9 protein-coding genes are annotated in these 15,206 nt (G+C 47.2%); 2 read left to right on the top strand and 7 right to left on the bottom strand.

Annotated features, from left to right (window positions below; genetic code table 11):
- Positions 1–51: 51 nt before the first annotated feature.
- The 6 genes from SAPGRDRAFT_RS09125 to SAPGRDRAFT_RS09100 all read right to left on the bottom strand — a co-directional run bounded on the left by SAPGRDRAFT_RS09125 (position 52) and on the right by SAPGRDRAFT_RS09100 (position 13,035).
- Complete coding sequence (locus SAPGRDRAFT_RS09125) at positions 52–4,134, bottom strand: hypothetical protein (protein ID WP_002658898.1); 4,083 nt, start codon at positions 4,132–4,134, stop codon at positions 52–54.
- Positions 4,135–4,564: 430 nt separating this feature from the next.
- Positions 4,565–8,353 (bottom strand): TonB-dependent receptor, encoded by a 3,789-nt coding sequence (locus SAPGRDRAFT_RS09120; RefSeq protein ID WP_002658895.1) that lies wholly within the window; start codon positions 8,351–8,353, stop codon positions 4,565–4,567.
- 367 nt (positions 8,354–8,720) lie between these two features.
- Positions 8,721–9,665 carry an NAD(P)-dependent oxidoreductase gene (locus tag SAPGRDRAFT_RS09115; RefSeq protein ID WP_002658892.1) on the bottom strand — a complete coding sequence of 315 codons (945 nt, stop codon included), beginning with the start codon at positions 9,663–9,665 and terminating at the stop codon, positions 8,721–8,723.
- Between the two features lie 141 nt (positions 9,666–9,806).
- Positions 9,807–10,601 carry a 16S rRNA (adenine(1518)-N(6)/adenine(1519)-N(6))-dimethyltransferase RsmA gene (gene rsmA / locus SAPGRDRAFT_RS09110; RefSeq protein ID WP_002658890.1) on the bottom strand — a complete coding sequence of 265 codons (795 nt, stop codon included), beginning with the start codon at positions 10,599–10,601 and terminating at the stop codon, positions 9,807–9,809.
- Positions 10,602–11,349: 748 nt separating this feature from the next.
- Positions 11,350–12,483: a DegT/DnrJ/EryC1/StrS family aminotransferase gene (locus SAPGRDRAFT_RS09105; RefSeq protein WP_002658889.1), complete on the bottom strand. Its 1,134-nt coding sequence runs from the start codon at positions 12,481–12,483 to the stop codon at positions 11,350–11,352.
- Between the two features lie 15 nt (positions 12,484–12,498).
- Positions 12,499–13,035, bottom strand: coding sequence for a hypothetical protein (locus tag SAPGRDRAFT_RS09100; RefSeq protein WP_002658886.1), 537 nt, complete (start codon positions 13,033–13,035; stop codon positions 12,499–12,501).
- Between the two features lie 372 nt (positions 13,036–13,407).
- Between SAPGRDRAFT_RS09100 and SAPGRDRAFT_RS09095 the strand changes: the two genes are divergently transcribed.
- Together SAPGRDRAFT_RS09095 and SAPGRDRAFT_RS09090 are read left to right on the top strand one after the other, a co-directional pair.
- Positions 13,408–14,346, top strand: a complete 939-nt coding sequence (locus tag SAPGRDRAFT_RS09095; RefSeq protein ID WP_002658885.1) for a glycoside hydrolase family 73 protein — start codon at positions 13,408–13,410, stop codon at positions 14,344–14,346.
- Between the two features lie 54 nt (positions 14,347–14,400).
- Positions 14,401–14,820: a YbjN domain-containing protein gene (locus SAPGRDRAFT_RS09090; protein ID WP_002658883.1), complete on the top strand. Its 420-nt coding sequence runs from the start codon at positions 14,401–14,403 to the stop codon at positions 14,818–14,820.
- 67 nt (positions 14,821–14,887) lie between these two features.
- Here the strand turns inward: SAPGRDRAFT_RS09090 and SAPGRDRAFT_RS09085 are convergent, their stop codons facing one another.
- On the bottom strand, positions 14,888–15,199 hold the full coding sequence (locus SAPGRDRAFT_RS09085) for a winged helix-turn-helix transcriptional regulator (protein ID WP_002658881.1): 312 nt from the start codon (positions 15,197–15,199) through the stop codon (positions 14,888–14,890).
- Positions 15,200–15,206: the final 7 nt, after the last annotated feature.

Raw genomic sequence — 15,206 nt, 5'->3', positions numbered from 1 at the left:
AAAAAGGTTTTGCCCCCTCCAAGACAGAGGGAGCAAAACGAAAATGAATCACTAGAGTTTTTGAGCATCAAGTGCACGGTTGATGACAAAGCTTTTTACTACTTTTTCACCAACACCCTCTACAACAACATGGATGAGGTATACCCCACTACCTACAGGAACACCAGCTTGGTTCTTGAGGTCCCAGTCGAGAGAAGTACTTACCTGAGTTTCAATATCACCGCTACCAAAAGCACCTACACGAGCGATACCACTACGTACCTCTGCATTGTAATCCTGAGCGACATCATAATGACGAACCAGGCGGCCTTCAATAGAATAGATATTGACTTCGCAGCTAGCGGGCAAGTTCGTAATTTTCACTACGTTTTGCGTTTCTGTCTGCTCATATTCAGAGTAAGCATAATAAGGGTTAGGAACTACCCCAATAAGATCTAGAGCACTTTCGGCCGTGGCTTTATCTTCCTTACTAGGAGCAAGGCCAGTAAGGTCGAACTCATAGAGAGGATAACCTTGGTTATCGTTAGTTGCTGCATAGATTTCGTAAGGAGTAGAAACACGCAACTTGAAGGTCACCTTAGAAGGAGGCACATGTCCACCTAATTCAGGAACTCCAGCATTGTTAAGCATGCTTGTACCGGGGGCCATATACATGAATGTACCCCAAACCAATTGGTCTTTCAAAGAAATGTAAGGAGGAGTGAAGATAGCACCCAAGGTTGTGGTTAGGGCCGTCACTACAGAGGCACATTCATCGTATGCAGTATTAGTTACGTAAATAACGTGCTGTCCACCATTCACTGTTGACATAAAGGTGTTGGCAGTACCAAATACGGGGAATCCGTTGGTAGGCGTCACCTGTTGCAAATCGGTAGGATTAAAGAGCATGTCATTACCTGTAGCAGCACCGGGATAAGTATTGGCATCAAAGAAAGAACCATCATAAAGAGAGTTTTCTCCGAAGTATACATTGAGGCGCTCACCAGTTTCAACATCATAAGCAAAACCGGGGAACCAAGACATACCGGTACCGGCTTCTACTTGGCCATCGATATCGCGGCTAGGCTCATTGCGTTTCCATTGTAGTTGACCATAACCACCAGGAGTGCTAAGTCCGAGTGATTGCGTATGGTACATACTAGCAGATTCTACAACCGCACAGCGGCTCCACTGGCTCTTCTCAGGAGTGAGGACCACATTGACGTTGCGTACATTGCTTAGCACTTGGCTGGTGTTACCGGCTCTCCATGTTTGGCAGAAGCTCAAGGCATTTGAAGAGAGAACGATTTCTGAAGTAGAGAAATAGTATTCGTCAGTACGGAATAAACAGTCAGCTAGGCGAACAGGGTGCCAGCCACCGGCCATACCCGAGTAATCTTGATTAGGATCTAGTGCCTGATCATCTTGAGCATTGCCAGTTTTCAACATATCGTTGATGCCACTGCCATCTTCAACACCTTGGAACCAACCTGAAGTGGTTTCATCTTCATAAACGGCAGCAGAACCTACAAATCCGCTTACGCCATTTGTACCGGGAGCGGGAATATCTTCAACGAGAAGAGAGATACCCAAATCGGGGATATACTGCTCATAGTTCACATCTAGAGGCTGGTAAGAAGACCAAACCGCAGAAGGGTCATTGGCATCTTTTAGCAACCAGAAGAGAGAGTCAGACAAAGCGGTAACGCCTGTAGGAGGTTGTGGAGTAACGATGATGCTACCGTCAGCAGCAGTATCATAGCGGAAAGTATAGTTTTGGTCACTGATGTAGAGTTGGAACTGAGCGGCAGGAACGCGCAAAGGATCTACTACTTTTACATTAACAGGACCTTGACCAGCGGCATAAGTCACACGACCGATACGGCCATTGTTTAATACATCGGCTTCTGCAGAGGCAGGATCTTTAAAGTCAAGGAAGAGTCCTCCACCATTTCCTTTACCATCTACACGAGTAATTTCTGGGCCATCTCCATAAGCAGAGTTGAGGACCACACCGTTGTACTCAGGATCATTTGGACGAGGTACAGCAGTATAGACGCGGAAGTTACGACGACCTTGTAGATAAGGAAGTGCTTGTCCAGTATTGAGTGTGGGGTCATAAGCTTGATACTCATTATGAGCATAAGCAACTACACAGAAGTAGTAAGACTTATGGTTAATGAGTTTGCTTGTTCCCTCTGCAAATTCGTCTGTTGTAATATTAAAGGTATGCTTAACTCCCTCATCGGCACCATCTACCATAATAGTAGGAATGAAAGCTGATACATCGGGATCGCTGAATGCATTCCAGTTTACAATTTTGCCGATAGAGTCACGAAGGTCTACCTGACGGATAAGACGAGCTTTTTCAGGATCATCTAGTTCAGTTACAGAGATATTCTCGTTAATTACCTGATACACTTTATAGCCTTGGAAGGTATAAGTAGTATCGGCAGTATTGCGAAGAATAGCAGGAGACTCCGAGTAGTTGAGTTCGTAGTTATTTTGAGCAGGAACATAGCTCAAGTTCAAAATCAACTCATTTTCGAGCTCGACCACATCCATATAAGGTGCATCGGGACCGTCAGTAATTTTGAAACAGTCATCAAAAAGGTTTTGGGCCAAAATGTCGGCCTCTACCAATTCGGTCAAAGCGGGACAGGGATAATCTGGAATTTCGGGAACCCAAACCACACCTGAGATCAATTCGTTTACTGCACCAGGAGCCAATAAGAAAGGACCAGAAGTGTGCAAGAAGCGGTAGTCATTACCGGTAATTCCTTCCTCACACATAGACCATACATCTGTTCCCGATTCGTTGGGGAAAGAGTAGAATACGTAGGGGTATTTATCGGCAGTAGGACCGTTGTCTCCTGTTCCACCACGAGAGATGGGGCGACCATCCAACCAAAGACCATCCATCAAACGATAGTACTGTACAGCACTGTTCGGGTTACCCCGGATGGCATCATTGGTATTTTCATAGTAAACAAAAGAAGAAAGGCCAAGCTCGGCACCTGTAGAATCTAGAGGACCACGGAAATAGTCTACCCCTAGGGCAGGAATTTGAGTGGCACCATATCCTACGGCGTCATTACCACAGGTGGCATCATCATCGGCATCGGCATTGTATACATAGCCCATACCGGTAGCGGTATCTACACCAATGTAGTCATCATTGAAACAGCCCAAATCGGGATCTGACCAAAGCGAGAAGTAAGTATCGTTAAGGCTCAAGTTATTTCGGTTGAGCAACTTATAGCGATAGAAGGTCATGTTGTTAATGGCATCGGTAGTGCGGTAGCCAAAAGCTAGACCGTGTACCTCCATAAACATAGGTTGACCGTTAGTATTGGTGTGAATGTTACCATTATCGTTATAGACCCACCAGTCCATTTGGTCAGCATATACGGGGTTGAAATAATCCTTAGGACAGCCGGCTACCTCAATTACGGGGTGGTCACCATCGTAGGGGTTATAGATACCGTCTTCCTTTCCGGGAGGCTCAATAAAGGGAGCGAGTTCTTGGTCAGGAAGGTCGAAACCATAAATTTCTGCAAAATAGGGGTTACCACGGCCGGGCCAGCCCAAGATATTTCGGGCGGGGCGGTTCTCGATAGACTCATCGGGTTGGCCAGTAACGGCATCGGGTTCAAAATAGTCGGCACGGAGGGCGTCAATTTCAGAACCGTATACTTCGAAGAAGCGGTCCCATTTTTCACAATCGGTTTTTTCGATTGTACCCGTATTTACATCTAGGGGGCCAGTCCAGTAATCGTTACCAGTTTGGCGGTAAGTTTGGGCAGCGAGGATAAGGTTTCCCCCATCATCGAAGGCCCCTAGCCAGATACCTCCGGCAAAGAGAGACGATACTTCTGGTTGGCCAGAAGCAGGGTCTACATTAGGAACGATATAGCGAGCTCGGTCACCGTCCCACCAGAGATCACCTCCAGTACGAAGGCGAGCGCGGACGTTGTTGATATCTAGATCGCGTTCTGAGCGAGCCTCGATACAAGCAGCACGATAACTGTTGTTATTGGTACTGTTGGAGCTATTGCTGTTACCTCCCACAAAATTCCGGTCTTCGATGGCCCAGAGTGAGCTGGCCGTGAAGAGGAATAGCATGACTGTGGAGAAGTTTTTCAATCTACTCATGTTTGCAATGATTTTAATAAAATGATTCAGTTTAGACAGAAGGCCAAGCTTGAGGTTTGCGCAGCAATTGGGCCGCAGGCCCAAAACGGCCTAGCGATGGTAGGCAGTGGCCGCAGGCCAGACCGAGCCGCCAGAGGCGGCGAAGGGCCGAGCGAATAGCGAGCTGCCGAACGTAGCGCCCGCCAAAGGCGGGAGGCCCCAAAATGACAGCGAGCTGCAGAACGACAACAAGGACGTTAGTCCGCAGTTCGACGACCAAAGGGAGTAACCGCCCGCCAAAGGCGGGAGGCCCCAAAATGACAGCGAGCTGCAGAACGACAACAAGGACGTTAGTCCGCAGTTCGACGACCAAAGGGAGTAACCGCCCGCCGAAGGCGGGAGGCCCCAAAGCAGGGCAAACCTCAATATTGGCAAAAACTAAGACTTGGTTTTAGAAGCTAAAGCGTGCCCCCAAGAAGATCCGACGAGGACGTGAGATATTGAAGGGGTTACGCATACGAAGATCATACAACAACTGATAAGACTGAGCGCGAGAGGCCAATAGTCCTAGACCGGGGCTATCGTCGATAGTCAAGAAGCCGTCTTCTGTGGGGCTACCTGTTACGGGATAGACATTGAGTACGTTCTGTGTATTGAGCAAGTTTTGTACACGTACATAAACGTTGGCATAGATAGGATGATCGCTATCTTTGCCGATCACGATATCGCGATCGAAGCGAAGATCTACGCGGAAGTTCCAAGGCATACGGGCGCCGTTAATGCTTCCATCTGTTACAGCATTGGGAAAGCTAGTTTCGATACCACCAGGAGTAAGTTTGCGTGTGTAGGGGGTACCTGAACTAAAGTTGAATGAAAGGTTGGCTCCTGTATTTTCGAGAACATCGAACTTACCGATTTTGGGACCATCATACTTTTTGCCTTCTCCGTAGCGGTAATCGAATAGGAAGAAGAACGTGTGGCGTTGGTCAAAATCTAGTGGGAAGATATACTTGAGTTCTTCTGCAGCTACAGCCAAAGAAGAGGTGGGGCTAGAGCCCGTACCTTCTGCAAACTGTAGGGTATAGTTGGCCAAGAAACGGAAGTTCTTAACGCGGCGCATATCATACTCTACCTTAAGTGATTTTACAGTAGAGAAGTCATCATTACCAAAAGAAGTATAGGTAATGGGGTAAGCCATAATATACTGACGAGCCTGGATAAGGTCGCGCTCTTCACGGTAAAGCAAAGAGAATTTCACCTTGGCGTTGTCAGATACTTTTTGCTGGTAACCTACTTCATAGTTGATCGTTTTCTGAGGACTAAGATTGGGGTTTGACATCAAATCTTTGTTCTCGCGGAAGTTGAAGTAAGTAAGTGCCGTAGCCAAAGTTGCCTCTGGTGGACGCATAGACAGGATGTCGTAGTTGGCGTAGAAGTTGGCAAAATCACCAATAGGGAAAGAGAATGAAATACGAGGCATAATCACCAAGCTAGGATCATAATCGCTAAATGCTTGAGAAGGATCGTAATCTTCTCCCTGAGGGTCAATCTGCGCCGTGCTAAATCCACGTAGAGCAGGTACAATTGTGCTTCCTAGCTGAGTAGGTGTAGTCACAGGGTTACCGCTAGCGTCGTACCATTGCTCACCGTCACGGTAACCAACAACAGAAGCGTCGGGGCTGTTTTCATTTACATAGACGGCAAAGTCGTCGCCAATGTTGGAAGGATGGCTAAAGCCTTGCTGCTGACCAGCCGTATAGCCAGACTCTACATTGTTAAACTCAGAAGCCGTGTAGTATCCCGTTACAGAGTAGGGGTCGTTCAATACTTTGGTGTTGGCATCGTAGCTGTCAAAGCGTACACCAACACGGAAGATGATATCATTGTACTTAAACTTATCCTGAATGTAACCCGCTACATAAATAGGAGAAAAAGGCGCTACAGGACGCGTCTTGCGACCGTTGGCATCTTCAGCATTAAAGAAGTCATCAAAGGTAGTGTTTGTTCCCAAAGCATTACCCATATAGTCATAACCATAGTAGCTCACTAGCTGCTGAGAACCCAAAATGAGGGTAGTCGGCTCAAACCAAGCAAGGTCCATATCATTAGGATCCATTTCATGAACGTTTACCCAATCTTCAGGATTTTTGCCCATGAAGTTACGAATGTTCTCTCCAAATGCACTCATAGAAACTTGCTCGTCATTCTCATCACTACGGATAAGCGAGTTGTTCTGAATGTAGTAACGCTGTGTAACAGGATCAAAGAATTCTACAGGGTTGCCACTAGCATCCAATACAGGGTTGTTCGCATCGGCTGCATTAGAAATATGAGAGTTGGCCGACTGATCCGCCAAGGTCCACAAACTAAATGGAGACATACTGTAAGAACGGAATACCCGCTGCTCATATACCCCACCCGCTTGGATAGAGTGACGAATTTTACCGCCATTGGTCACCAAGTCAAAGTTGGTCTTGATGTTTCCACGTACCTGGCTAGATTGGCTTTTGCCTACGCCATTTTCCGTAAAGTATGCATTGTTAAATAGGCTAAATACAGTAGAGTTAGACGAAGTGAAACGTCCATTGATCACTTGCATCTGCTCCATATCACTGATGGCGTCAAAGTCTACAACCTGGTTGTAACGAGACAAGCCATTGTCATAACCAAACTGACTCGCATCAGAATAACCATCAAAGGTCACTTGGTTAAAGGCATGACCACGTACTTCCTCTGTACCCAATGTGTCGCCAGCAGAGTTGATGATGTAGTTCGTGTCTACTACTCCAACTACAGGCGTAAGACTACGACGGATCTGCCCCACATAGCCATACTCCCAATAACGATCCTCAAAACGAGAGTCGTAGTTAGAACTGTTGCTCTGCGTATAATCAGCCTGTACCTCATAACTGAAGTTCTGGAAAACAGGCTCTACTGTAGTAGAATCCGCATCCGCTCCAGCCTTATAAATTGTGCTAGAAATAGTATGACGGAAACGACCGTACACCCGGAAAACACTGCTCTTGTAATAAGGATTAAAATCCGAGTTCATCAAGCGGTTTACCGTTGAAGGAGAATACCCCCAGTTAAATGAACCCTGACCACCAGCTACAAAGTAAAAGTCTTGGCTAGGCTTGTAGTCTATCTTAGCCGTCAACAAACCTACAGAGTTACGGCCATTCGGACGTACATCTACCTCTACCAAATCATCCTCAGTAATGGTCTCGGCATTAGGAATAATTCCACCGTTTACGTTCAACAAAGGATCATTCAAAATACTGCTGAGCTTCTCATCCGTCAAACGGAATGACCCCAAAGCAGAAGGACGTGAGTCCAAGTTGGTCGCATAACGACCCGCCATACGATAACCCAAAATCGCTTTGCGCTGAGGCTTACCGTCTTTTTTCAAGGTGTCTCCGCTAGGGCTCAATTTTACCTCCGTCATCAAAGGTCCACCCAAGCTAAAGTCAATAGTCGTAGCTCCAAATGCATCCAAAAACTGCGAGGTCTCTACCTGAATACCTCCAGACATCTGCGCAGATGGACCCTTGGTAATAATGTTGGTAATCGCTCCAGTCGCATCACCAAACTCGGCAGGTACACCAGAGGTAATTACCTGCACCTGGTCAATCTCTGTCTCCGGAATAGATGCACCGCCAATTACACGTACACCATCCACATAAACATCGTTTCCAGTACTACGCCCACCATTCGAGTTGAGCTCCTCGCCCTCATCTTTCTGGTTGACCCCAGCCGTGGTGGCCGCAATACTAGAAATGTTACGTGTGGCCAGTTTTTCAATATCCTCAGATCCCAAGGTCTGTCCACCAGTGGTGTTATCCGTCTCAATCAAAGGAATCCGATATCCCCGAACCACTACGGTCTCCTCGGCCAGCGAATCTAAACCGGCAATCAAATCATCTTCCTGATAATCTACGTTTAGTTCTACCGTCGCGCCAATTTTAACAATTACGCCCTCGGTTTTTAGCGTCGGATAACCCACATAGGTCACCACTAGGTCATAGGTTCCTGCCTCTATTTGGGCAAAATTGTAAAGGCCGTCGAAGTTGGTGGACGTTCCCCGAATCAATGCGTCTTCTTTATACAAAGCCACATTCGCAAACGCTAGGGGTTCCCCGTTCTCGTCCTTTACTTTACCCTGCAGGTCCCCCGTGGTCTGGCCAAAAGCCACCACAGAGCCCACGGACAGGAGCAATAGTAAAAGCATGTAACGAATCATAAGCACATAAACTTTAAAAGTGTTTGTAATGAATGTCTAAAAAAATTTTCGGCTGAAGCCCTAAGGCTAGCATGCCAAAGTTAATAAATTATTTCCCTTGTTAAGAAAGAGTTACAATTTTCCAGTCTTTTAACAGCCCCTTCTTTCAAAAATATCAGCTTTTTTACTGTTCTTCTGCTTTTGGGGCCTCCCGCCTGCGGCGGGCGCTACGTTTCGGGGCTCGCTCTTCGCTCGGCCCTTCGGCGGCAAAGCCGCCTCGGTCTGGCCTGCGGCCACCCCTGCACATCGCTAGGCCAAGGGGGCTGCGCCCCCTTTCTGGACCAAAAACGGCGCAGTCCTTGCTCTAAATAAAGGTTTTGTCAAAACCCTATACTCTAGCCGCTTTTGATAAGATGCGCTCCAACAGCAATTTGGCTAGTCGCTCCTTAGATTCTTTTGTCCAACCCGCTACATGCGGACTCAAAACAACCTGAGGCATTTCTACCAATCGACCATATAATACTCGCTCTTCTGCTGTATACAAGGCCGTTTTCTCTTGCTCAAATACATCTAAGGCCGCCGCCGAAATAATTCCCGACTCTAAGGCCCCCACTAATGCCCCTATCGGGATAATCTTCCCTCTAGAGCTATTGAGCAAAACCAATGGCCGCCCTGCCCGCAGCTTGGCTAGCCGCTGCCAAAAAGCCCCGTCCATCCAACCTAAGGTCTCCGCCGTTGCCGGCAAATGTAAACTCAATATGTCTACCTCCGCCAATAACTCCTCTAAATCAACCTCGCCAGGATAAGCCCTCTGGTATTTGTCATAAACCATGCACTCTAGCTCAAAACCAGCCAAACGCCGCCAAAGCGCCCGCCCCGTATAACCAAAACCCAAAATACCCAGCTTCTTCCCTTTTAGCTCCCATCCTCTGGCCGCCTCTCGGTCCCAAGCCATATTCCGCACTTGCCAATCCCCCAACCGAAGCCGATGAGCCAACATTAACAACATGCCCAGAATGTGCTCCGCTACCGCATCGCAATTGCCATCTGGCGCTCTATGGACCAAAATGCCCCGCTTTTCAGCCTCCTCCAAATCAATGATCTCTAAACCAGAACCCAAACGAGCTATAAATTCTAAGTTGGGGCCCGCCGCCAAAAAAGCCGCATCCGCTATGATTTTACTGTTGATGACCAAACCCGCATAAGGCGCCAATATCTGACGTACCTCCGCCAAACTGGCCTTGGGCCGATAATCACAAGCATATCCCGCCACTTCCAAACCCGATATCAATAAAGGATCTACCGCATCCGTGATGAGTACTTTCTTTTGCATACTGAACATTTTGGCGCCCAAGATACAGCCTTTTCCGCTTTTTGCTAAAAGTTGTTTGGAAAAGGTCCAAATAGGCACAAAGAAATATAGCCTGTTTATCCTCAATAGATAAAAGGCATAAAAAAGCAGCAAGGCAGCTCGCTAGCTACGATGCTCGTCCACAATGTTCGTCAAGGAAATAAAATCTTCAAGGCTCAGCTGTTCGGGCCGCTGCTGAAAAAACGCATCCCCAAATAAGACCTCTTTTGGTAAAAAAGGCTTCATGGTATTGCGCAACATTTTGCGGCGCTGGCCAAAACTAGCACGGACTAAGGTTCGGAAAAGTCGCGTGTCACAACCTAAATCTAAGTAATTCTCCCGTCTTTTCAAAGCAATTACGCCCGAAAATACTTTGGGCGGTGGGTTAAAACTGCCCGGCTTAACCGTAAATAGATAGTCTACCTCATAAAAGGCTTGCACCGCTACCGACAAAGCCCCATATATTTTAGAGCCTGGCTTGGCCGCCACTCTTTCGGCCAACTCCCGCTGAAACATCCCCACTACTTCCGGTACCAAGGCCACATTATCTACGGCCTTAATCAATATCTGTGAAGAAATATTATAGGGAAAGTTGCCAATCAAACGAAAGGGCCGCCCATCAAATACAGTCTGAAAGTCTAATTTTAAAAAGTCTTCTGCAAAAACGGGCAACTGAGGATAATGCTGGGCCAAATAACTGACCATGTCCTTATCCGCCTCTACCGCTTTTAAATTCCAGTCTTCTTGCAAAAGATATTGCGTGAGCATAGCCATGCCTGGCCCCACTTCTAATACCTCTTTAGGCCCCTCTTCTATCAAACTCTTGGCAATCCGCTCCGCAATAGACCCCTCTTTCAAAAAGTGCTGGCCAAATGATTTTTTTGCTTTCAACTGTTTTCCTGTATTTGTGAAACCCAAAATTACGCTTTTATCTCGGATACACCAAATTAGAGCGCTAGCCTTAGGGAGTTAGCTCCCAGACATAACCAGTTATGTTTTTTACCAAGCTAGTTATGTTCCAGACATAGCCAGTTATGTTTTTTACCAAGCCAGTTATGTTCCAGACATAGCCAGTTATGTTTTTTACCAAGCCAGCTATGTTCCAGACATAGCCAGTTATGTTTTTTACCAAGCCAGTTATGTTCCAGACATAGCCAGTTATGTTTTTTACCAAGCCAGTTATGTTCCAGACATAACTTTCCCCCTTTTTAATTTTGTTACATTATTTCCATTTTTAACAATTCCCTAACAACCTAGATCTTTAGGCTGATTAGCCCTCATTCATATATCATTGCGTAGCAATACCATCCTTGCTGTTACAGATTAGCAGGCGGCAAAGCCGCCGCAGGCCTAGCGATGTGGAGGGGTGGCGCAAAGCGCCAGACCGAGGAGCGAAGCGACGAAGGGCCGAGCGAACAGCGAGCCCCGAAACGTAGCGCCGACGAGCAAAGCGAGGCGGAGGCCCCAAAACAGCAGCGAGCCCCAAAACGACAACAAGCCCTTTAGGGCGCAGTTCGACGACCGAAGGGAGTAACCGCCGCAGCTTTACTGCGGAGGCCCCAAAACAAAAAAAGACCCCTTCCCAAAAGGAAGAGGTCTAGCAGGGCTTTACATAATTCTACAATAAAAAGAGACTATATATAGTATGTTCCCCCTATGCGGCTGGCTATTTTTTAAAAAAAGCCTTGACTTGCTCGGCCACATAAGCCAGTTGCTCGGCCTCTAGCTCCGAGTGCATAGGCAAAGAAATAACCTGCTGGCAAAGCATTTTGGTATTGGGCAGTTCGGCCTGGGCCTTGCGGGCAAAGCCCTCAAAAGCGGCTTGTTCGTGCAAAGGGAGGGGGTAATAAATCATGCAGGGCACCTCAGCCGCCTGCAAATGCGCTTGCAAAGCATCTCGCTGATCGGCGGGGACCAAAAGAGTATATTGATGAAAAACATGGCTGCTATAAGGCGCGCGATAAGGCGTTTGGACCTCCTGAATGTCGGCAAAGGCCGCATCATAGTAGTCCGCAGCTTTTCGGCGAGCGGCAGAAAACTCATCTAGGGCCTTGAGTTTTACATGCAAAAGGGCCGCTTGAATCCCATCTAGGCGAGAGTTCACCCCTACCCGATCGTGATAATAGCGGCGATTTTGGCCGTGGTTGGCAATCATGCGAATTTTATCGGCTAGGGCCTCATCATTGGTAAAAATGGCCCCGCCATCGCCATAAGCGCCCAAGTTTTTGGAGGGATAAAAAGAGGTGCAGCCAATATGGCCCAGCAAACCCGTCTTTTTCTGCTCGCCATTGGGGAAGCTATAATCGGCCCCAATGGCCTGCGCATTATCCTCTACAATATAGAGTTGGTGTTTTTCGGCCAGCTCAATAATGGGCTGCATATCGCAGCTTTGGCCAAAGAGATGCACGGGCACAATCGCCTTAGTTTGGGGCGTAATGGCCGCCTCAACATCCTCCGCACGCAGGTTAAAGGTTTGAGGATCAACATCTACCATCACAATGCTCAAACGCAGCAGGGCCGCCACTTCCGCCGTGGCCACATAGGTAAAAGAAGGCACAATCACCTCATCGCCAGGGGCCAAATCTAGGGCCATCAGGGCAATTTGCAAGGCATCGGTTCCGTTGGCGCAGGGAATCACGGCCTTGGCTCCTAGATAATCCTCCAAAGCAGCCTGAAAGCCCTTTACCGCAGGACCGTTAATGTAGGCCGAGCTATCCAAAACCTCATGAATAGCAGCATCAATTTCTGTTTTAAAGCGGCGGTATTGGCTCTGCAAATCCACCATTTGAATCTTCTTCATCTTAAAATAATCTGTTTAACGATAATCGAGCAGAGCCAAATCAGGCCGACTCAATTTCAGGTAATAGCTATGTTTTTCGCTCCGCTCTTCTCCCGAAGAACGAAACCGCCGGTAGGCCCGGACCTCTATTTCAAAACAATCTGTTTTAGTTTTAATTTTTGGCGGCATGCGGTAAGTAAAGCCCAAAAAATGAACCCCATCCAAAAGCTCTTCCTGCTCTCGAATACAAGCCCGAATCCGCTCCCTTAGGCGCAGGCTATAAAAATCTAGTTTATATTCGGGATATAAATCAGCCAGCTCCGCCCTTGGGCTCTTAAAAAATTCATCGGCACAACGTTGGTCAGAAAACAAGCGGCAAAAATAAGGATAGCCCCAATAGACAAAGTCCTCATCTTCATAGGCCAACAAACAAATACCCACCAAGGCTTTTCGGGGCGGATTACTCAGCCTGGCCTGCACAAAAAGCCGAACGGGCCGTTCTTGGGCCGCCTGCAAATCTTTTCCTTTTTCTAAGCGGCTCCACTTAAAGCGCTTTTTCCAGAATCTCCACATGGCTTATTTTTTTGGGGGGGGCTGCCCCTCGCTTCGCTCGGGTCGGGCTGTGTCAGGGCTCGCAGGTCTGCTCGGCCCTTCAGCCCTTTGGGCTTCGGTCTGGCCTTCGGCCCCCCTTATCCATCCCTCAGCCTGCGGCCCCTTTGGGGCCTGTCCACCGCAAAAGGACCAATGATATGGGCAAGATACAACCGTGGACAAGAGAATCCAAAGAATAATTCTCCCTTTTTATCGGCCTTGGAGTTGGAATTTTGGCCAAAACCAAAACTTTTTGTTGGTTTTGTTTTCCTTTTTGAAACAATTTGTTTTAAATTTGCTTTTGTAAGGCAGGAAACGCCTACAAATTGTCTCTACCAACAAAACAAGCGCTATATGTCTCAGTCTAAATTGCCACAGCTGCCCGCCCCCATTCGCCAACGTATTCAATTCGGTTGGAAAAAAACCCAAGATTACAGCCGCAACGGCTGGGTCCGTTTGGGTTTTATGGGCCTACTTATTTTTTTGCTTTCGCAAAGAGAGTTTAGTTTTCATTTTTCTATGGGCGAGCAATCGGCCCAATCGAGCCAGGCTATGAACAGCAGTTTGGCGCCCACGGCCATTTTGGCCAGCCAGAAAGAGGCTCCTCAGGCGGAGGCGGTGCCGGCCTCGGCCAAAACGCCTGCCTTAGATAAACCATGGTGGGAGCAAATTAGAGAAAAGAGCAAGGACATTAAGCAAAACCTCAATTTGGCCAATGCGGCCACGGCTGTAGGAGCGGCCCTCACGGCAGAGGAGCAAAAAAAAGCGGCCCAATATTCTAATTTGGGTTTTGTGCTTAACCCCACTTATGCCAAGCGGCACGGCATTCCCCAGAAGATTGTCCAAGCCAAACTAGCCGTTTGCAAAGACTACATCAACCAATATCTAAAAACGGCCAAAGAAGAGGCCGAGCTCTTTAATATTCCAGTTAGTATTACCTTGGCCCAAGGCCTACTCGAAAGCAATGCCGGCCACAGCCGCTTGGCCAAAAATGACAATAATCATTTTGGCATCAAATGCCGCGCAAAATGTATTGGCTGCCGCTGCGCCAATTATACCGATGATAGCAAATACGATATGTTCCGCATTTTTGAAACGCCCTGGCGCAGTTTCCGCGAGCATAGCAAACTCCTCTCGGGCCGCCGCTATAAGGCCCTCACTAAACTCGACCGCAGCAATTATAAGGATTGGGCGCATGGCCTCAAAAAAGCAGGCTATGCCACCGACCCCAAATATGCCGAAAAGCTCATTGGTATTATTGAGTTTTTTGGACTCGATGCCTACGATAAATAATAATCGCCTATTCTTTCTTTCCCATTTTCTTTAGATCGCTAAATACTTCTGCTTATGTTTAAAATGGTCCAAAAGTACTTGGAACGCATTGCCGTGCCCTACCAAATCCGAGAAAACAAACAGGTTTTTGATTTTGAAGTAGATGCCCCAGAAGGCCATTGGGCCTGTATGCTGCTTCTTTGTGGCCGCTCCGGCATCGCCTTTTATTCGGTCCTCCCCTTTAAGGTACCAGAAGAAAACCGCTCCGAACTCGCCCTCTACCTTATGCAAATCAATAATGAACGCATCTTTGGCAACTTCGAGCTCGACCAACAAACCGGAGAGGTCCGATTCAAAACTTATATCGATACCGAGGCCCAACAACTCTCCGAACGCATGCTGGACCGCTGCCTGCTGATCAATGTCTCTTGTATGCAAAAATTTCTGCCCCGAATTAAAACTAAAGTTAAACAATATAACGCCCAAGCCGCCTAAACAAAATCACTGAGCATGCAAAAGCCCACTAAGGTTATCTTAGTGGGCTTTTTTTGTTAAAATCAAATCACTCTCCTCTATCATTTTTATGCAGAATTTGCCAATAGCCATTTTTGCGACCGCCTTGCCGCTTCAATAGCTTCAACTCTTTTAATACCTTCAAGTGTTTATCTATAGTTGTAGTACTAACACCTATTTTTTGGGCCATTTCCACCTTTGTATACTTTGGGTTTTCTGCTATTAGATTTAATAGTGCGATTTGGCGTTCATCAAGGTCTTTTACCACCCCTTTTACCAACCCTTTTTGAGATGCTGGCAATTGTTTTTTAGGTAACTCAATCCTTATAAAGTTTTGAGAGAAATTAAAAATAACGCCCATTCCCAAA

Origin of the sequence: Saprospira grandis DSM 2844, from assembly GCF_000275825.1 — a bacterium.
GTDB classification, from domain to species: Bacteria; Bacteroidota; Bacteroidia; order Chitinophagales; family Saprospiraceae; genus Saprospira; species Saprospira grandis_A.
Note: the sequence above shows the minus strand (reverse complement) of the source record. Positions and strands in the feature narration are given on the sequence as shown.

Excerpts from the sequence above, each read along its gene's own strand:
- SAPGRDRAFT_RS09105 (WP_002658889.1), bottom strand. The coding sequence starts at position 12,483 with ATGAAGAAGATTCAAATGGTGGATTTGCAGAGCCAATACCGCCGCTTT.
- SAPGRDRAFT_RS09115 (WP_002658892.1), bottom strand. The coding sequence starts at position 9,665 with ATGCAAAAGAAAGTACTCATCACGGATGCGGTAGATCCTTTATTGATA.
- SAPGRDRAFT_RS09085 (WP_002658881.1), bottom strand. The coding sequence starts at position 15,199 with ATGGGCGTTATTTTTAATTTCTCTCAAAACTTTATAAGGATTGAGTTA.
- SAPGRDRAFT_RS09125 (WP_002658898.1), bottom strand. The coding sequence starts at position 4,134 with ATGAGTAGATTGAAAAACTTCTCCACAGTCATGCTATTCCTCTTCACG.
- SAPGRDRAFT_RS09090 (WP_002658883.1), top strand. The coding sequence starts at position 14,401 with ATGTTTAAAATGGTCCAAAAGTACTTGGAACGCATTGCCGTGCCCTAC.
- SAPGRDRAFT_RS09100 (WP_002658886.1), bottom strand. The coding sequence starts at position 13,035 with ATGTGGAGATTCTGGAAAAAGCGCTTTAAGTGGAGCCGCTTAGAAAAA.
- SAPGRDRAFT_RS09120 (WP_002658895.1), bottom strand. The coding sequence starts at position 8,353 with ATGATTCGTTACATGCTTTTACTATTGCTCCTGTCCGTGGGCTCTGTG.
- SAPGRDRAFT_RS09095 (WP_002658885.1), top strand. The coding sequence starts at position 13,408 with ATGTCTCAGTCTAAATTGCCACAGCTGCCCGCCCCCATTCGCCAACGT.